This window comes from Methanolacinia paynteri (genome assembly GCF_000784355.1).
GTDB lineage: Archaea > Halobacteriota > Methanomicrobia > Methanomicrobiales > Methanomicrobiaceae > Methanolacinia > Methanolacinia paynteri.
In genome coordinates, this window is the sequence record NZ_KN360940.1 from 127,031 (window position 1) to 142,607 (window position 15,577).

The 15,577-nt window shown below is 51.5% G+C and carries 16 protein-coding genes; 10 read left to right on the forward strand and 6 right to left on the reverse strand.

Annotated elements, in window-relative coordinates; translation table 11 throughout:
- The first annotated feature begins 85 nt into the window (after window positions 1-85).
- The 5 genes from METPAY_RS11580 to METPAY_RS11600 all read left to right on the forward strand — a co-directional run bounded on the left by METPAY_RS11580 (window position 86) and on the right by METPAY_RS11600 (window position 5,162).
- Complete coding sequence (locus METPAY_RS11580) at window positions 86-601, forward strand: DUF6141 family protein (protein ID WP_052418798.1); 516 nt, start codon at window positions 86-88, stop codon at window positions 599-601.
- A 164-nt stretch (window positions 602-765) separates the two neighbouring features.
- The gene (locus METPAY_RS11585) at window positions 766-2,301 is read left to right on the forward strand and encodes a 2-isopropylmalate synthase (RefSeq protein WP_048152708.1); all 1,536 of its coding nucleotides are present in this window, start codon (window positions 766-768) and stop codon (window positions 2,299-2,301) included.
- Window positions 2,282-3,547 carry a 3-isopropylmalate dehydratase large subunit gene (locus tag METPAY_RS11590; RefSeq protein ID WP_048152710.1) on the forward strand — a complete coding sequence of 422 codons (1,266 nt, stop codon included), beginning with the start codon at window positions 2,282-2,284 and terminating at the stop codon, window positions 3,545-3,547. Before METPAY_RS11585 ends, METPAY_RS11590 begins: the two co-directional genes overlap by 20 nt.
- 2 nt (window positions 3,548-3,549) lie before the next feature.
- Window positions 3,550-4,056, forward strand: coding sequence for a 3-isopropylmalate dehydratase small subunit (locus METPAY_RS11595; RefSeq protein WP_048152711.1), 507 nt, complete (start codon window positions 3,550-3,552; stop codon window positions 4,054-4,056).
- On the forward strand, window positions 4,044-5,162 hold the full coding sequence (locus tag METPAY_RS11600; RefSeq protein ID WP_048152712.1) for an isocitrate/isopropylmalate dehydrogenase family protein: 1,119 nt from the start codon (window positions 4,044-4,046) through the stop codon (window positions 5,160-5,162). The genes METPAY_RS11595 and METPAY_RS11600 overlap by 13 nt, the downstream gene beginning before the upstream one ends.
- A gap of 22 nt (window positions 5,163-5,184) precedes the next feature.
- On the opposite strand, the gene METPAY_RS11605 is transcribed toward METPAY_RS11600, so the two are convergent.
- A complete protein-coding gene (locus METPAY_RS11605) occupies window positions 5,185-5,610 on the reverse strand; it encodes a HEPN domain-containing protein (RefSeq protein WP_048152713.1) in 426 nt (141 codons plus the stop codon).
- Window positions 5,607-6,152 carry a nucleotidyltransferase domain-containing protein gene (locus METPAY_RS11610; RefSeq protein ID WP_048152715.1) on the reverse strand — a complete coding sequence of 182 codons (546 nt, stop codon included), beginning with the start codon at window positions 6,150-6,152 and terminating at the stop codon, window positions 5,607-5,609. The genes METPAY_RS11605 and METPAY_RS11610 overlap by 4 nt, the downstream gene beginning before the upstream one ends.
- Window positions 6,153-6,411: 259 nt before the next feature.
- Between METPAY_RS11610 and METPAY_RS11615 the strand changes: the two genes are divergently transcribed.
- Both METPAY_RS11615 and fhcD read left to right on the forward strand, forming a co-directional pair.
- Window positions 6,412-7,005 (forward strand): 5-formyltetrahydrofolate cyclo-ligase, encoded by a 594-nt coding sequence (locus METPAY_RS11615; RefSeq protein ID WP_048152719.1) that lies wholly within the window; start codon window positions 6,412-6,414, stop codon window positions 7,003-7,005.
- A 4-nt stretch (window positions 7,006-7,009) separates the two neighbouring features.
- Complete coding sequence (gene fhcD / locus METPAY_RS11620; RefSeq protein WP_048152720.1) at window positions 7,010-7,918, forward strand: formylmethanofuran--tetrahydromethanopterin N-formyltransferase; 909 nt, start codon at window positions 7,010-7,012, stop codon at window positions 7,916-7,918.
- A 125-nt stretch (window positions 7,919-8,043) separates the two neighbouring features.
- Here fhcD and pyrF read toward each other — a convergent pair whose 3' ends face one another.
- The 4 genes from pyrF to rsgA form a co-directional block, all read right to left on the reverse strand.
- The gene (gene pyrF / locus METPAY_RS11625) at window positions 8,044-8,865 is read right to left on the reverse strand and encodes an orotidine-5'-phosphate decarboxylase (protein WP_048152721.1); all 822 of its coding nucleotides are present in this window, start codon (window positions 8,863-8,865) and stop codon (window positions 8,044-8,046) included.
- Between the two features lie 151 nt (window positions 8,866-9,016).
- Window positions 9,017-9,364 carry a hypothetical protein gene (locus METPAY_RS11630; protein WP_048152723.1) on the reverse strand — a complete coding sequence of 116 codons (348 nt, stop codon included), beginning with the start codon at window positions 9,362-9,364 and terminating at the stop codon, window positions 9,017-9,019.
- An 89-nt stretch (window positions 9,365-9,453) separates the two neighbouring features.
- Window positions 9,454-10,833 (reverse strand): MFS transporter, encoded by a 1,380-nt coding sequence (locus tag METPAY_RS11635; RefSeq protein ID WP_048152724.1) that lies wholly within the window; start codon window positions 10,831-10,833, stop codon window positions 9,454-9,456.
- A gap of 51 nt (window positions 10,834-10,884) precedes the next feature.
- Window positions 10,885-11,982, reverse strand: coding sequence for a ribosome small subunit-dependent GTPase A (rsgA, locus tag METPAY_RS11640; RefSeq protein ID WP_048152727.1), 1,098 nt, complete (start codon window positions 11,980-11,982; stop codon window positions 10,885-10,887).
- A gap of 158 nt (window positions 11,983-12,140) precedes the next feature.
- Between rsgA and METPAY_RS11645 the strand changes: the two genes are divergently transcribed.
- The 3 genes from METPAY_RS11645 to METPAY_RS11655 all read left to right on the forward strand — a co-directional run bounded on the left by METPAY_RS11645 (window position 12,141) and on the right by METPAY_RS11655 (window position 15,575).
- The gene (locus METPAY_RS11645; protein WP_048152729.1) at window positions 12,141-13,445 is read left to right on the forward strand and encodes a condensation domain-containing protein; all 1,305 of its coding nucleotides are present in this window, start codon (window positions 12,141-12,143) and stop codon (window positions 13,443-13,445) included.
- 48 nt (window positions 13,446-13,493) lie between these two features.
- Complete coding sequence (locus METPAY_RS11650; protein ID WP_048152730.1) at window positions 13,494-13,970, forward strand: HEAT repeat domain-containing protein; 477 nt, start codon at window positions 13,494-13,496, stop codon at window positions 13,968-13,970.
- A gap of 114 nt (window positions 13,971-14,084) precedes the next feature.
- Window positions 14,085-15,575, forward strand: a complete 1,491-nt coding sequence (locus tag METPAY_RS11655; protein WP_048152731.1) for a sensor histidine kinase — start codon at window positions 14,085-14,087, stop codon at window positions 15,573-15,575.
- Window positions 15,576-15,577: the final 2 nt, after the last annotated feature.

The window sequence follows — 15,577 nt, forward strand, 5'->3', positions numbered from 1 at the left end:
AATTTTGCTGCTATCGCGGGGACAAGGGTTCCATGTCATCTTCCTGAAAGTTTTAAATCGCCGAAATGTGAATTTAAGGTAAGATATGAAGAAAGAAGAATCTCCTGCGGAATTCTACGAGGCCCAGTACATGGCGAAGGACCAGCCCCTGATGGCCATCGTCGTATGGGCCATCACAATATTTTCATGGGGCGTATTCGCCGTCCAGGTAATCCTCGGCATCCCCGTCGGGAATAATCCCGCTCCTGACAGTGCCGTGTGGGTGATAATGATCGTTTTCGGAATCCTCTTTCCGTTGTTCATGTTCACCCTCCGTCTCGAAACGAAAGTAATGAACGGGGTGTTCGGCTACCGCTACTTCCCGGTGCACCTGAAATGGAGAAACATAAAATCCCGCGAGATCAAAAAGGCGGAAGTCGTGGATTACAGCGGGCTCCGTGAGTTCGGTGGGTGGGGAATCAGGTGGAACAGGCGCGGAAAGGCGTACACCGTTGCAGGCCGGGGAGGTGTCCGGTTCACTCTTAAGGGAAAGAAAGAGATCCTTTTCGGTTCGAAGAGGCCGGAAGAGCTCCTGACGGCTTTAAACCGGCGAAGCGAATGATCTAGAGATATGGTGCAGTAAAAATTACAACCCACACTTTCTGGTGCACCAAAGTTGTTCAGATATTGAGTTTCGGTGCGAATTGCAACACTCTTAAATATTATATGGAGCTAATGTAATCTGCATGTCATCAAAACGTTTTGATGCAGGAGTAGTCGCAACAGATGCGGCAGGTCGCTTTCTTTGGCGATAAGAATAGTTCTACGAAGAAAATTTCTGTTTTTGATACGACTTTAAGAGACGGGGAGCAAACGCCCGGTGTCTCGTTCACTCTCGACCAGAAGCTCGATATTGCAAGAGCTGTATCCGGGATGGGCGTATCCGTAATTGAGGCAGGTTTTCCGGCATCTTCGGAATCCGAGTTCGAGACCGTGAAGATGGTAAGCTCGCTCGGACTGGAAGCGGATATCTGCGGCCTGGCAAGATCCGTTGTTTCCGATGTCGACAGGTGCATCGAGTGTGATGTCGATATGGTGCACGTGTTCATACCCACCTCCGACGTCCAGCGGGAGAATACCATTAAGAAGACCCGCGAAGAGGTTCTCGAGATCACGTCGAGGATCGTCGGTTATGCACGGGAGAACGTCGACAAGGTTCTCTTCTCTGCGATGGATGCGACGAGGACCGAAGTTCCGTACCTGATCGAGGTCTTTAAGGCCGCGGTCGATGCCGGAGCGACGACGATAAACGTGCCCGACACCGTGGGAGTCGCGACTCCTTCGTCGATGAGCGCCCTGATATCGGTCATCCGCGGGGATGTGAAATGCCCGATCGACGTTCACTGCCACAACGATTTTTCGATGGCGGTCGCGAACTCGGTCTCCGCCGTAGAGGCCGGGGCTTCGCAGGTGCAGGTCACGGTCAACGGAATAGGCGAGAGAGCAGGCAATGCCGACTTCGCCTCGACTGTCATGGCGCTTGAATCGATCCTCGGATTCGATACGGGTGTTAAGACCGAGAACCTGGTGAAGGTCTCGCGTATGGTATCGAGATACTCGGGAATTTCCGTTCTGCCCGTTCACCCCGTCGTCGGCGACAATGCTTTTGCACATGAGAGCGGAATCCACTCGCACGGAGTTATTGCAAACTCCAGCACATTCGAGCCCGGGATCATGACCCCCGAGATGGTCGGCCACAGGAGAAGGCTGAAGCTCGGCAAGCACGTCGGCAAGCACGCCGTCCGCCAGATGCTCGACCAGGTGGGGATGAATCCTTCGGAGAACGAACTGGATGCAATCGTCGCAAAGATCAAGGAGATCGCATCGCACGGAAAGAAGATCGAGGAGAACGACCTTTACGAGATCGCCGATAACGTCTGCGGGACAGGCGTGGTGGTGAAGGATATAACCCTGGACGGCTTCGCGGTGATGACAGGAAGCCATGTTCTGCCGTCCGCGACGGTCAAGGCGATCGTCAACGGCGAGGAGAAGGTCTCGTGCATGACCGGCAACGGCTCGGTCGATGCCGCGATGAAGGCCCTGCTGAACGTGGTCCCGAAGGAGGTCATATTAAAGGACTTCAACGTGGCCGCGATATCGGGCGGAAGCGACGCGATCGGCCACGTCTCTATCGCGGTCGAGGACGAGAACGGCCGTGTGTTCGACGCCGGGGCTTCGAGTTCCGATATTGTGATGGCTTCGGTAGAGGCGATGGTCAACGCACTGAATATGGTGTACAGATATGACAAAAACGATAACTGAAAAGATATTTTCCCGTAAATGCGGGTGTGACGTATCGGCTGGAGAAATGAGGGTTGTGCCCGTTGACGCGGCGATGGTCCACGATATTACCGGCCCGCTCGCCGTCAACATGTTCCACAGGATGAAGGGCGAGAAGGTCTTCGACCCGGAGAAGATTATCATGATCTTCGACCATCAGGTCCCGGCCGACTCGATTACCGCGGCCGAGAACCACATCATGATGAGGGAGTTTGCGAAGGAGCAGGGGATCTATAATTATGACGTAAAGGAGGGTATCTGCCACCAGGTCGCGCTCGAGACGGGAAAGATCATGCCCGGGGATATCGTTGTGGGAGTCGATTCGCACACATGTACATATGGTGCGGTCGGTGCATTTTCGACCGGAATCGGTTCGACGGATATGGGTTTCGTCCTCCGTTTTGGGGCTCTGTATTTCAGGATTCCCGAGAGCGTCCGCATCGAAGCCGACGGGAAATTCGCACCCCGTGTCGGAGCGAAAGACCTCATTATGAAGACTATCGGGGATATCGGTGCCGACGGTGCGACATACCGTGCGGTTGAGTTCACCGGGCAGGCGTTCGAGGAGATGGAGATTCCCGGGAGGATGACATGCTGCAATATGGCAATAGAGATGGGCGGAAAGGCAGGCATCGTTCCGCCGGACGAGAAGACCAGAAAGTGGCTCTCCAAATACGGGGATGTCGATGCCGCGAAGCCGGGTTCTTTCGACCTGAAGGCCGATGAGGGTGCTGCATATGCGGGCAAGGTGGAGTATGATGTAGGCGATCTGGTTCCGCAGGTCGCGGTCCCGCATAATGTCGACAACGTCGTAGATATAGACGAGGTCGAGGGGACGCATCTCGACCAGGTCTTCATCGGCTCCTGCACGAACGGAAGGTTCGAGGATTTCGCCGAGGCCGCAGAGGTCATGGGCGACATGAATTTCTCGCCGGATGTCAGGGTGATCGCAATCCCCGCATCGAGGACGGAATACCTGAAGTGTCTTCGTGCCGGAATCATCGAGAAGTTCGTCGAGGCGGGAGCCCTGTTCGAGGCCCCGTGCTGCGGGCCGTGCATGGGAGGCGCCTTCGGCCTGATCGGTGTCGAGGAGGTCTCGCTTTCGACGTCCAACCGCAACTTCCGCGGAAGGCAGGGCAGCACGAAGGGCGAGGTCTACCTCTGTTCCCCGGCGACTGCGGCGGCAAGTGCGATCAAAGGCGAGATTGCCGACCCGAGGGAGATGTGAATATGAGCGATATGAAAGATGCCAGAATTTGGAAGTTCGGGGACGACATAGATACGGACGCGATAATTCCGGGAAGGTTCCTGACGATATACGACCCGAAGGAGCTTGCATCCCATGCCTTCGAGGGGACCCGCGATGAGTTTTCCAGGGATGCAAAGCAGGGCGACGTGATAGTCGGCGGAAGGAACTTCGGATGCGGGTCGTCGAGAGAACATGCACCGATCGCCCTGAAGGGAGCGGGGATCGAGATGGTCATCGCGAAGTCCTTTGCGAGAATATTCTACAGGAACTGCATCAACACGGGTCTCCTCCCCGTGGTCTGCCCGGAGGCGGACAAGATATCAGAGGATGACACGATAACGCCCCACCTCGACGAGGGATATATTGAGGTTTCGGGGAAGAAATTCGCGACCGAGCCTGTGCCGGAATTCCTCTCGAAGATAATCGAGGCCGGCGGTCTGGTCGAATATGCAAAAGGAATAGACGAGGTCGAGACATGTATAAAGTAGCCTCAATAGGCGGAGACGGTATAGGGCCGGAGATCCTCGCGACCGGAATCCAGGTCCTGGATGCAGCAGGTGAGAAGTTCGGGTTCGATATAGACTGGACTGATTACGATATCGGTGCTGACAGGTACTTAAAGACCGGCGAGCTGATCTCGGAGGACGAGCTGAAGGAGCTCTCCGGTTTTCCGGCGATCTACTTCGGTGCGATCGGCGACGAGCGTGTGAAGCCCGGAATCCTTGAGAAAGGGATTCTGCTTGCACTCAGGTTCTACTTCGACCAGTACGTGAACCTCAGGCCGATCAAGCTCCTGAAGGGAGTCGATACCCCGCTTGCGAACAAGAAGCCGGAGGACATCGATTTCGTAGTGGTCCGCGAGAATACCGAGGACTTCTATGTAGGAATAGGCTCACGTGCGAAGGCAGGGAAGCAGAGGGACGAGCTTTCGGTCGTCCGCGATCTGTATAATGTAAAGTTCGGGATCGATGTCGAGACGGATGCCGACGAGCTTGCATACCAGATCGGTGTCCTGAGCAGGCAGGGCTCGAAGCGTGTGATGGAGTACGCGTTCGATCTTGCACAGTCCCGCGACAAAAAGCTCACTTCGGTCGACAAAGCGAACGTTCTGACGGATGTCTACGGCCTTTGGCGTGAGGTCTTCGAGGAGACCGCGAAGGGCTACCCTGATGTGAAAACCGAATACAACTTCGTCGATGCGGTAACGATGTGGTTCGTCAAGAACCCGGAGTGGTTCGACGTCGTCGTCACCCCGAATATGTTCGGCGACATCATAACCGATCTCGGTGCGATGATCCAGGGCGGACTGGGCCTTGCACCGGGCGGAAACATCAACCCGAAGGGAACGTCGATGTTCGAACCGATACACGGGTCTGCCCCGAAGTACAAGGGCAAGAATGTTGCGAACCCGCTTGCGACGATCTGGGCCGGTGCTCTTCTTCTCGACACGCTCGGGGAGAAAGAAGCGGCGGATGCGATCGTCTCTTCGATCGAAAGATCGATTACCAGCGGAGCGGTTACCAAAGACATGGGAGGATCATTGAGCACCTCAGATGTCGGCGACTGGATCGCGAAGGATGTTTTGAACGGGTGAATGCCCGTAAAACCTCTATTTTTTAAATATCCCGTTTGTGTTTATTTTCAACAAACCCAAGAAAATCCTGTGCAAATTCGATTGAAAAAGACGCCTCATCCTCTCCTGTCAGGGATCCGCCGTATTGGATATTGTGTCTTGAGAGCCTTAGTTTGTCGAAGGTCTTCAGGTATGATATCAGTTCTTTGTCCGAAGAGATCTCCTTTAAGGCTGTTATCAGGCAGGCATGGCTTCTCTCGGTATATCCCATGCTGAAAAGGATCGACCTTGCGCTGTGAAAGGCACTGTTGTATGCGGCAATCTCTGTCATCTCCAGTTCGCCGATATCCAAATTTTTCCTCGCCGCATTCAGGAATCTTTTTGATGATTCAAGAGAAGCCGGAATCCTGCTTTTTGCGGAATCGTCCTTCCTGATCAATCCTTTTGCCATGCATTCTTCGAGTTTCATAATTCAGCCCCCGATAATAGTATGTGATCTTCGATTACGCTCCTGATGAAAGGATCGTTTTCTTTCTTCATCCTCTCGAATTTGTGCCAGGGGATGACGGTTAACTGGATCTCTCTCCCAATTTTCTCCTGTATTTCAAGAACCTTATCCCTGTCAACCTGACTTTCTTCCCCGATGACCAGTATATCCAGGTCGCTTGCTCCGGTGAATTTTCCTGATGCAGCACTCCCGTATAATGCGATCGAAACAACTTCACCGGCGATATCACAGATACCGTAATCGTTCAGGAGAAGGATAACGGCACATTTCTTCAGCTCGATGACGACCGCTCTTTCATTGTTAAGCCTGATGAGATGTGCGGTTCCGGCTTTTTCTATCGTAACAAGCCCTGAGCCTGAAAAAATATTTGAATAACGCATTACGGTAGCCGGGGATGCGGCGAGTTCTCTCGCGAGTTCATTGATACCGATATTGGCATCCGGGTTCATCAGCAGCCACCCGAGAATTTTGTTTCCTGCAAACTTATTGAATTCCGGGATCATTCAATACATTGAATGGTTGTTCAATGTATAAAATGATTATTCAATATGTTGAATGAAATGCCGGTTCAGGACTATGCAGGAAACCAGGAAAAAAGTAGTCAGGATCTGATTTACAGGTCCTTTTCATTCTCCGGTTATTCCGGCCGCCCGGGAATTTCATAGCCGATTTTGAATTCCCTCTCCGCATATTGTTTCTATTTGGTTACGGCAATTTTCCCGGAACTATAACCATAAATACATTTACCGGGAAATAATGCGTATGTCTCAGGAATATTCCAGCCTACGTGAAGAGAAGAACAAAATCCGCGATATTATGAGAAACAGGCGTGATTCGCTTACTACTGAGGAGAAAAAAACAAAAGGAGAAGCCATCTGCAGGCACTTTTTCGCACTTATTAAACCCGGCCAGACAGTCATGGGTTTTTCATCAAAGGATATTGAAGTTAATACAACTCCTATCCTCCAGAGGCTTCTTGACGAGGGATATGATCTGGTTGTTCCTATCATTGTAAAAGAGGATTACAGCCTCAGGCTTTCGTATTTAAGGGATCTTTCGCATCTGGTTCCCAGCACGTTCAATGTTCCCGAACCTATCGGAAACGAGATCCCCGTTCCTGAAGGTGCAGTGGATGTTGTAATGCTGCCGATGCTCGGTTTCGACAGGCGTGGCGGAAGACTCGGATACGGATCGGGATACTATGACAGGTTCCTTGAGAAAAATCCCGATGTAATTAAAATTGCACTTGCATTTGCCTGCCAGGAGGCGGATGAACTGCCGCTTGAGGATAATGATGTGATGATGGATTACATTGTAACTGAAGACGGTGTAATCAAAACCGAAAAACAGGAGTGAAACAATGCAGATAAACGGCACTGAAATTGTCGATACATATGCAGAGGCATTTCCGATCTGGCTCTCGAGAGTGATAATAACAGCCGATACACATGAGCTTGCAATGGTTGCGGCGACGGAGGCCACCGGCTTTGCAACCTCGACCATCATGTGCCCGTGCGAAGCGGGGATCGAGAGATATTACTCCCCGGAAGAGACACCGGACAAACGTCCGGGGGTATCGATATTCATCTGCACTGCCAGAAAGAGCATGAAGGAGAATGTCGCTGCAAGAATATCCCAGTGCGTTCTTACGGCTGCAACCGCATCTGCATTTGACGGATTTCCTGATGTAGCGGGCACAAGGTTCCATATTAAGATGCACTATTTCGGTGACTCGCACGAGAGCCGCTGCACTGTCAGTGGCAGAAAATGCTGGAAGATTCCTGTGATGGAAGGAGATTATATCGGGGAAGAGTCCTTTGGTGCGGTCAAAGGAATTGCAGGCGGAAATTTTCTTATCATGGGTAAGGATAAGCAGTCTGCACTCTCGGCTGCACAGGCGGCAATTGAGGCAATCAGAAACCGGGAGGGAATTATAACAGGGTTTCCGGGCGGGATTGTTGCAAGCGGGTCAAAGGTTGCAAGCAAAAATTACAGGTTCCCTATGTCCGCGAGCACAAATCACAGGCTCTGCCCGACACTAAAAGGTAAGATCGAAGATTCCCTCGTCCCCGACGGCGTGAATTCAATCTATGAGATTGTCATAAACGGAACCGATACAGGAGTTATCGAAGCTGCCATGAGAGACGGGATACTTGCCGCGACGAAAAAAGAGGGAGTCCTGTATATCGGTGCCGGAAATTACGACGGGAAACTCGGCACAAATAATTTTTATCTTTATGAAATCCTTAAAAATGTTTATGAAACATAGGTTTCATGGACTGTTTCATGTAAATCACAACGTGATTTTCATGTAAATTCAATATAATTATTTTCCAGATTATCTATAAAATTCTAATAATCTCCGGAAGGTATATTCTCCGGTAAAGAGGAACGTTACTTTTTGCCGGTTCTCTTAAGGTAAGCTTCCCACGCGATCCTGCGGTACTTCCCGGCCTCGGACACCGGGTCTTCGGACGCATATATCCCCCTGCCGACGATTATGCAGTCTGAACCTGCAGATATCGCATCCCCGGGAGTTGCATACTTCTGGCCGAAACCGTCGGAATCGACTGAAATGCTGACGCCCGGCGTCATTATGAGGTGCCCGTCATCCGAGATGGCCGCGAGCTCTGCGATCATCGCCGGGTCGGAACCTGCACCGATATGGCCTGCGCAGTCTTCCCTGTATTGGTTTGCCATCGAGACTGCAGCCCGGGTGTATTCGCCTGTCGCAAGAGTCCCTTTTGATGACATCTGTGAGATCATCAGTATACCACGTGCGATCCCGTCGTCAAGGTTCCTGTTGACTTCGGTTATGCCTTCGACGACACCTTTTCCGGGAACTGCGTGAACATTGACCAGATCCGCCCACTCGCATATCCTGTAGATACCCTTTGAGTACTGAAGCCGCACGGTATTTCCGATATCCGCGAATTTGCGGTCTTCGAATATCATGAAATTATATTTCTCTGCGATCTCGCGCAGCCTGGACGGAAAGCTTTGATCGAAATCTTCTATTATGTCCACATGGGTCTTGAAAACTGCAATATCCGGTCCCAACGCCTCGGCGAGTTCAAGAATGCGGTTCGCACACGTATCGTCTGCAGCAACACACAGGTTGGTCTTTTTTTCCTCCATGAGCAGAAGCAGCCTTTTTGCTGCAGGATTATCTGCGTGATCCGCCCGCTCCGTATATGTCTTCTGAAGCCGTCCCATAAGATCTCATATCTAATTGAATTTTTTTGGTTTTTATAGGATCTACTCTTATTATTTTGTAACCGGAAACAGGGGCTCATATGAAATCCTGATCCGGAAGATGATGTTCCTGTTACTGAATCAATGCAAAAAAGTAGTTAGAACGGATCTCTCAGATCCTTCTGTGCGCCGGCTCATCGGGGTGCTCGAGTATCGCGTAGCCGGTTTCAAACTCTCTCTCGGTCTCCCCGAGGAAGTAGTCGACCCTCTGGCGCCTTTCCGCCCATTCGTTCTCGGAAGCATGCTCGATCATCTCGATCTCGACCGCAGCCTGGCTCTTGTTGCTCTCTACCTTCTCGAACCATTCCTCGATCAATTTGCACCTCTCCAAAGAGCATGTCTTCATCCTTGTCCTGATGTCCTTCTCCATTCCCCTGATGTCTTTCATGCGTTTTTTTGCCTGATCGACGAATTCCTTCTGGGCAGGTGTAAGTTTCCTGGCCCCTTCTGCGACTGCCATTTTTGAATCCTCCTGTTTTGCGATGGCGGGAAATCTGGCACAATGGTATTTATAATTTTTTGAGGGGGAAGTTTTTCGCCGGAAATCTTCTATTCCCCGGCCCTCAGCTTTCCCCTGATCAGCGAAAAGAAAACGCCTACGATGCACAGCACTGTGAAGAGGGCGAAAGCGGCATGCATACCCGATATGAACTGGACGTGATTGTCGGGCGTGATCACTACCCTGCCGATGAAGAAGGCGAGGATCATGGTGGCCATTCCCATGGAGAGCATCTGCCCGATGAGCCTCATCGTGCCCTGCATCCCCGAAGCGACTCCGTAATACTTCTTCTCCACCGATGTCATGATCGCATTCAGGTTGGGTGAGGAGAACAGACCGAAGCCGAGACCCAGTACGGCGAGCACCGCAGCGAAAAGAACGAACGGGGTGCTGTCGGATATGAATACCAGCAGAAAAAGGCCGAATGCATTCAAGGCCATACCGGCCGAAGCGATAATTCCCGGTTCTACGCGGTCGGAAAGCTTTCCGGCGAACGGCGAGATCACCGCCTGTGTCACCGGTTGTATTATGAGAATCAGCCCTGCGAATTCAGGCGAAAGCCCCCTCACATACTGGAGATAGAGACTCATGAAGAAAGTCACCGCGAACGTGGCGCTGTAATTGATCAGTGCGGCAAGGTTGGAGAAGGCGAACACCCTGTTTTCGATGAACAGCTTCATCTCCAAAAGCGGGCTCTTCTCGTGAATCTCCCACCATACAAAGACGGCCAGGAGGACGGCGCCGGTAAGTGCGATGATGTAGCCTGCCGCGTCCGGAAGGAGTGAGAGCCCGTACATGACCCCGACAAGTGAAAAGCCATAAAGCAGCGAGCCGGCAAGATCGAAACGCTCCCCTTTTGCATCCGCCCATTCCTCCTTCATCATCAGGTGGATCATCGCCAGCGTGAAGAGGCCGATCGGGACGTTGATCAGGAATATCGACCTCCACCCGAAATAACCGGTGAGCAGACCGCCGAGGAACGGTCCGATAGCGAGGCCGAGGTAAACCGACGTTATGTATATGCCGAGCGATTTTCCTCTCTCGGCCGGGGCCACCGTCGAAGTTAGTATAGCGACGGCGGTTCCGAAGATCAGCGCCGACCCTGCTCCCTGTATAACGCGGAGGACTATGATCATCACCTCGGATACCGAGAAGACCATCAGAAACGAAGCGATCGTGAAGACAGAAAGCCCGATCTTGAAGACTTTCTTCCTCCCGACTATGTCCGCGATTCTCCCTGCCGGTACAAGGAATACGGCGGATGTAAGCAGGTAAGCGGTAGCAACCCAGCTCAGGGTTATAGCATCCATCGAATATTCGGCCCCGATCGTCGGGAGGGCGATATTTACCGCCGAAGAATCGAACGGCGTCAGGAATCCGGCCAGAACCGCGATGAAGAGTGCGACCCTGGCAGTGAACCGGCTTTTCATAAATTATAGAGATCTGTGCGGTACCCGTGGAAATTAAGGTGTTGGTTTTGATTATCTTCTTTTAAGTTCGCCGATGTCACGGGCCGCCTTACTGATCCCCTTCCATCTTTTCCGCTCAAGTCTTGCAGAGCCTATCTCCGCCTTTTCCTGCTGGAATTCAAGCTCTCTTGAGAGCCTGATAAAGTTGTCGAGCCGCTCCTGCGGGAGGATGCCGTCTGCAACCGCCTGTCGAACCGCACAGCCCGGCTCGTTCTCGTGCCTGCAGTCCGAGAACCTGCACCCTGCTGCAAGTTCAATGATGTCAGGGAATGCCTCGCTCATTCCCGACCCCGAAGTACCCAGTCCGACCTCTCTCAGTCCCGGGTTGTCGATGACGAGCGCTCCGTTGTCGAGAATGAACAGCTGGCGGACGGTGGTTTTGTGGCGTCCTTTCCCGTCGGATTCGCGGTTAACTCCTGTGGCCTGGATCTCTTTTTCCAGGAGGGCGTTTATCAGCGTGGATTTGCCGACTCCCGAAGACCCGATGAGTGCGACAGTCGTGCCGGGTGCGAGGAACGGCTCGAGCTGTGATAATCCCGAGTGCGTGAGAGCACTGATCGCGATTACCGGTACCCCGGATGTGGACCGGGAAAGCGATTCGATAACCGAGTCCGGGTCTTCCGAAAGGTCGGCCTTGTTGACGAGAATAACAGGCTTCGCACCGGAGGAGTGGGCGATGGCGAGATACCTCTCAATTCGCCGGGAGTTGAAGTCGGGTCCGATCGCCGTAACTATAAAGACAGTATCGATATTTGCGGCGATCACCTGGTCGCTCCCGTCCTTTCCGGGAACTCCGCGTGTGAACACCGTCTTCCTGGGGAGGATATCCACTATAGTATATGTTCCCGCTTCAGGCACCGGGAGAAGAACCACGAAATCGCCGACCGCCGGGAGCTTTCCGATCCTGTGGAGTGCTCCCGAGGCACCCGCCTGCACAAGTCCGGAAGACGTCAATACATCAGAGACCGTCTTGTGCCGGCTCGATACTCTTCCCGGAATATAGGGATCTCCGTATTTTTTAAATGCCGAAGCAAGCGAATCGTCCCACCCCAGGTCTTCTAATTTATATTTTGGCGGAAGCCCGCCATCCTGTCCGGAACCGGTGCTCATAATATCACAATCTTGTACCATATTGATCGGCCGTGAAGCATTAAAAAAATACAATATGCCGGACGCGGAAAGATTACCTGATTTCCCGGGCTATGCCTCAACTTATGATTTAAGCTACCTTCTAATAATCCCGGAAGCAATCTCTATACAGTGAATTCATGAATCCCGAAAGAGCCCCTGCCCCGCCTTTTGACATATTCAATATATACTTCGACAAGATCTACGACCCGACAATGCATCTCTGCTTCAGCCTCGACAGCCGGATCGACGAGGAGAGATTCAGGTCCGCCTTCATGCTCGCCCTCGATTCAGATCCGTATCTTTCGTCGCGTTACGTGGAGAAGAACGGTGCCGCGTACTGGGAGAGAATCTCGCGGGAAAAATACGAAAAGGCGTTCAGCTTCCATGTTGTGGGCGAGGGCGACCTGGCACCGCCTGACGTTCCGCCGGGATTCGTGGATGTATACTCCGGCCCTCCGGCTGCTGCTGCGGTATTCCGGGCGGAAGGGAAAGGTGATGTCGTCACTGTAAGTATCCACCACGGGTGCAGCGATGTTCGCGGGCTTATCGATCTCGCATCTTTCCTCTTTACGGTCTACCGGAAGCTCGGTGAAGATCCTGCTTACGTCCCTGAATTCAGGGGATGGTACGACAGGGATGCAAAAAAGATCCTGGAAAAGTTTTCTGAAGAGGATATAGAGAAAGAGGCCGGAAGGGAGAAGAGGATTGTCGACCGGTGGGCGTTTCCGTTCGAGTACAGGGGACGCGGGACTCCCCGGTACGCGTTCAGGATCTTTCCCGAAGAGAGGCTGTCGGCGGTGAAGGAGTTCGGAAAGAGATATGGTGCGACTGTAAATGATGTCCTGATCGCGGCATACATCCTCGCTCTCATTGAAATCAGGGACGATCCGTCCGACAGGAATAATCAGAGGGGCGTTCTTTCTTCCGCCGATATGAGGCGGCATCTCCGGGAAAAAGGGGAGTATTCGGTCGAAAATCTTTCGATCGCCGAGATGATCGAGATCGTGGCAGTGGAAGGTGAAGGACTGGGAGATGCCGTACGGAAGGTCGCGGAGATAACAAAGGAGAGGAAAGCCGGGGCGTTCGGTGCATTCGATATAAAATTCTACGAAGACCTCTATGCCAGCGGGTTAGGTGCCATAAGGGACTTTTTCAACGAGATAATCTCCGGTTATGATACGATCCCGCTCAAGAACCCTGTCTTTTCAAACATCGGCATAATCGACGACGGGAGGTTCGACCCCGGACCGGGACGGGACGGATCTGCCCTGAATATAGAATATGCAATGTTTCTCCCGGTGATATGCTGGCCGCTCGGTTTTCTGCTGTGTGCGTCCACGTGGAAGGGATCGCTTTCCCTTCAGTGCGGATATGAGGACGGGCCGTATTCAGCTGAAAAGATCGGGATGTTTCTCGACCTTATCGACAGGCTTCTTCCCTGAACTCCTGATCTTACAATTATATCTCCTGTTCGCACCAAGTATTATCCAATGTGTAAAAGCGAGAGAGTCAGTCTCCTGATCGAAGGGCTTTACGGGCCGGACAAAGCCGAGAGGGCAAAATGCATGGACGGGCTTGTCGAATGCGGGAAGACCGCCGTCATACCCCTGATTAATCTCCTCGACAATAATTCTTGGGTTATCAGGTACAGGGCTGCGGAGGCCCTCGGCCTGATCGGAGACGAACGGGCGGTGACTGCACTTACAGGATCGCTCCATGACGAAAAGGACCATGTCCGTTACATGGCGGCAAAGGGCCTCGGGATGTTCGGAAAGAAGGAGTCGTCGATCTCGCTTCTCCCCCTCCTCAGGGATGAAAACGAATATGTCCGGAGGATAACCGCGGTCTCACTCGGTAATATTGGAACTTCGTCAAGCGCAAAGGCAGCTCTTGAAACGGCCGTAAAGATCGAAAAAGACTCTTCAGCGCTTGATGCAATGAAACAGGCTCTTGAGAAAATTTCATAGAATTCCTTCCGGATTTTTACGACATCATTCCCATTTTGGATCAATTTTGAAATAATCAGGTCGTAATTACCAGAAAAGATTTATAATTGGATTTTCTATGAACCTGTGGGGCACATGATGCAGGTACTGGTCATAGATAATCAGAACCCGGTTCTTGATGCAACTAAAGCATATCTTGAAAATAATCCCGGCTTCTCTGTTGATGCCGTAGAGTCGGCATATGATGGCCTGAAGCTGATGAAAAACTCCAGATATGATGTTGTACTCTCCGGTTGCCGAATGCCCGGGACAGACGAACCTGATTTTTTAAAGACAATTCGCAACAGCGGATTCGATATGCCCCTTGTTATATTAACCGGAAGAAGCAGGGAGGACCTCGGCCTGGATGCCCTTAACGAGATAGCCGATTTCTCTCCCGGGACAGAAGGAGATCCTAAGGCCCGGATTGCGATGCTTACAGGACTAATTCGCCATGTTGTAAATATGAAGATGATAGAAAAAGAATTGCCGGAAGTCAGCCGGCAGTTCCGAAACGTCACTGAATTCCTTCCCGACGCAACCTTTGTTATCGATAGCGGAGGGAGAATAATCGTCTCAAACAGCGAAATGGAGAAGATGACAGGAATTCCCGGGCACCGGACACTGGGAAAAGATCACAATATTTATTCAGAGGCTATTTACGGCGAAAAGAGGCCTATGCTTGTCGATCTGATCGATAGCATAGGTGATTACGCAGAGTTTGGTTATAAAAATATACAAAGGGATAAAGGGACAATAAGCGGCGAGGTTCATCTTCCGATTATAAAAGGCGGTACAGGAGGCTATTTTTGGGGAAAGGCTTCCCTTCTTTACGGTCCGGACGGAAATATGACGGGAGCCATCGAATCCATTCGTGACATTACCGAACTCAGGAAAAACGAGGCCTGCCTGTCTGAGGCTCTTGAGGAGAAAAATGTAATGATCAAAGAGATTCATCACAGGGTCAGAAACAACCTCCAGATCATATCAGCCCTGATTCAGCTCCAGCAGTCAGAATCCGAGGATGAAAATCTAAAAACCGAACTGGATAAACTGAATAACCGTATATTTACAATGGCAACGGCCTACGAGATGCTCCTGGATAACAAAGATACAAATTATTGCCGTATAAATGTCAAAAACCTGGTGAACAGCCTCTTACCCGGTTTGTCCTTTCTCCAACCGGTCCCATACCAATTATCCTTTGATATGAATATATTCGATGAATACTTTGATCTGGATACATCGGTTTCAGTCGGCCTTATACTGAATGAATTGCTTTCCTTTATCCTAATGTGTCCGGCCGGCGCCGCAAAAGAGGTGACTATTCGAATTTCAATGGAATGGGATGGAGAGAAAATAGTTAAACTGGTTGTCTCTTCCGAAGACCTGGAATTTTCCGATGATTTTGACATATCCTGTTCAAACGAGCTGGGAGCCAGGCTTCTATCATTAATCGTGGAAAAGGGCCTCAAAGGCAATATCGGGATGAACAGGGATTCCGGAATAGCCGTTATCATCAGGTTTGCGTACAGCGGATCTGATTTTACGGCTTCGAATGCCATACATGGCTCTGTTCCCGGCTAATC

Coding starts and splice junctions, on each gene's coding strand:
- METPAY_RS11580 (WP_052418798.1), top strand. CDS start 86: ATGAAGAAAGAAGAATCTCCTGCGGAATTCTACGAGGCCCAGTACATG.
- METPAY_RS11585 (WP_048152708.1), top strand. CDS start 766: ATGCGGCAGGTCGCTTTCTTTGGCGATAAGAATAGTTCTACGAAGAAA.
- METPAY_RS11590 (WP_048152710.1), top strand. CDS start 2,282: ATGACAAAAACGATAACTGAAAAGATATTTTCCCGTAAATGCGGGTGT.
- METPAY_RS11595 (WP_048152711.1), top strand. CDS start 3,550: ATGAGCGATATGAAAGATGCCAGAATTTGGAAGTTCGGGGACGACATA.
- METPAY_RS11600 (WP_048152712.1), top strand. CDS start 4,044: ATGTATAAAGTAGCCTCAATAGGCGGAGACGGTATAGGGCCGGAGATC.
- METPAY_RS11605 (WP_048152713.1), bottom strand. CDS start 5,610: ATGAAACTCGAAGAATGCATGGCAAAAGGATTGATCAGGAAGGACGAT.
- METPAY_RS11610 (WP_048152715.1), bottom strand. CDS start 6,152: ATGATCCCGGAATTCAATAAGTTTGCAGGAAACAAAATTCTCGGGTGG.
- METPAY_RS11615 (WP_048152719.1), top strand. CDS start 6,412: ATGTCTCAGGAATATTCCAGCCTACGTGAAGAGAAGAACAAAATCCGC.
- fhcD (WP_048152720.1), top strand. CDS start 7,010: ATGCAGATAAACGGCACTGAAATTGTCGATACATATGCAGAGGCATTT.
- pyrF (WP_048152721.1), bottom strand. CDS start 8,865: ATGGGACGGCTTCAGAAGACATATACGGAGCGGGCGGATCACGCAGAT.
- METPAY_RS11630 (WP_048152723.1), bottom strand. CDS start 9,364: ATGGCAGTCGCAGAAGGGGCCAGGAAACTTACACCTGCCCAGAAGGAA.
- METPAY_RS11635 (WP_048152724.1), bottom strand. CDS start 10,833: ATGAAAAGCCGGTTCACTGCCAGGGTCGCACTCTTCATCGCGGTTCTG.
- rsgA (WP_048152727.1), bottom strand. CDS start 11,982: ATGAGCACCGGTTCCGGACAGGATGGCGGGCTTCCGCCAAAATATAAA.
- METPAY_RS11645 (WP_048152729.1), top strand. CDS start 12,141: ATGAATCCCGAAAGAGCCCCTGCCCCGCCTTTTGACATATTCAATATA.
- METPAY_RS11650 (WP_048152730.1), top strand. CDS start 13,494: ATGTGTAAAAGCGAGAGAGTCAGTCTCCTGATCGAAGGGCTTTACGGG.
- METPAY_RS11655 (WP_048152731.1), top strand. CDS start 14,085: ATGATGCAGGTACTGGTCATAGATAATCAGAACCCGGTTCTTGATGCA.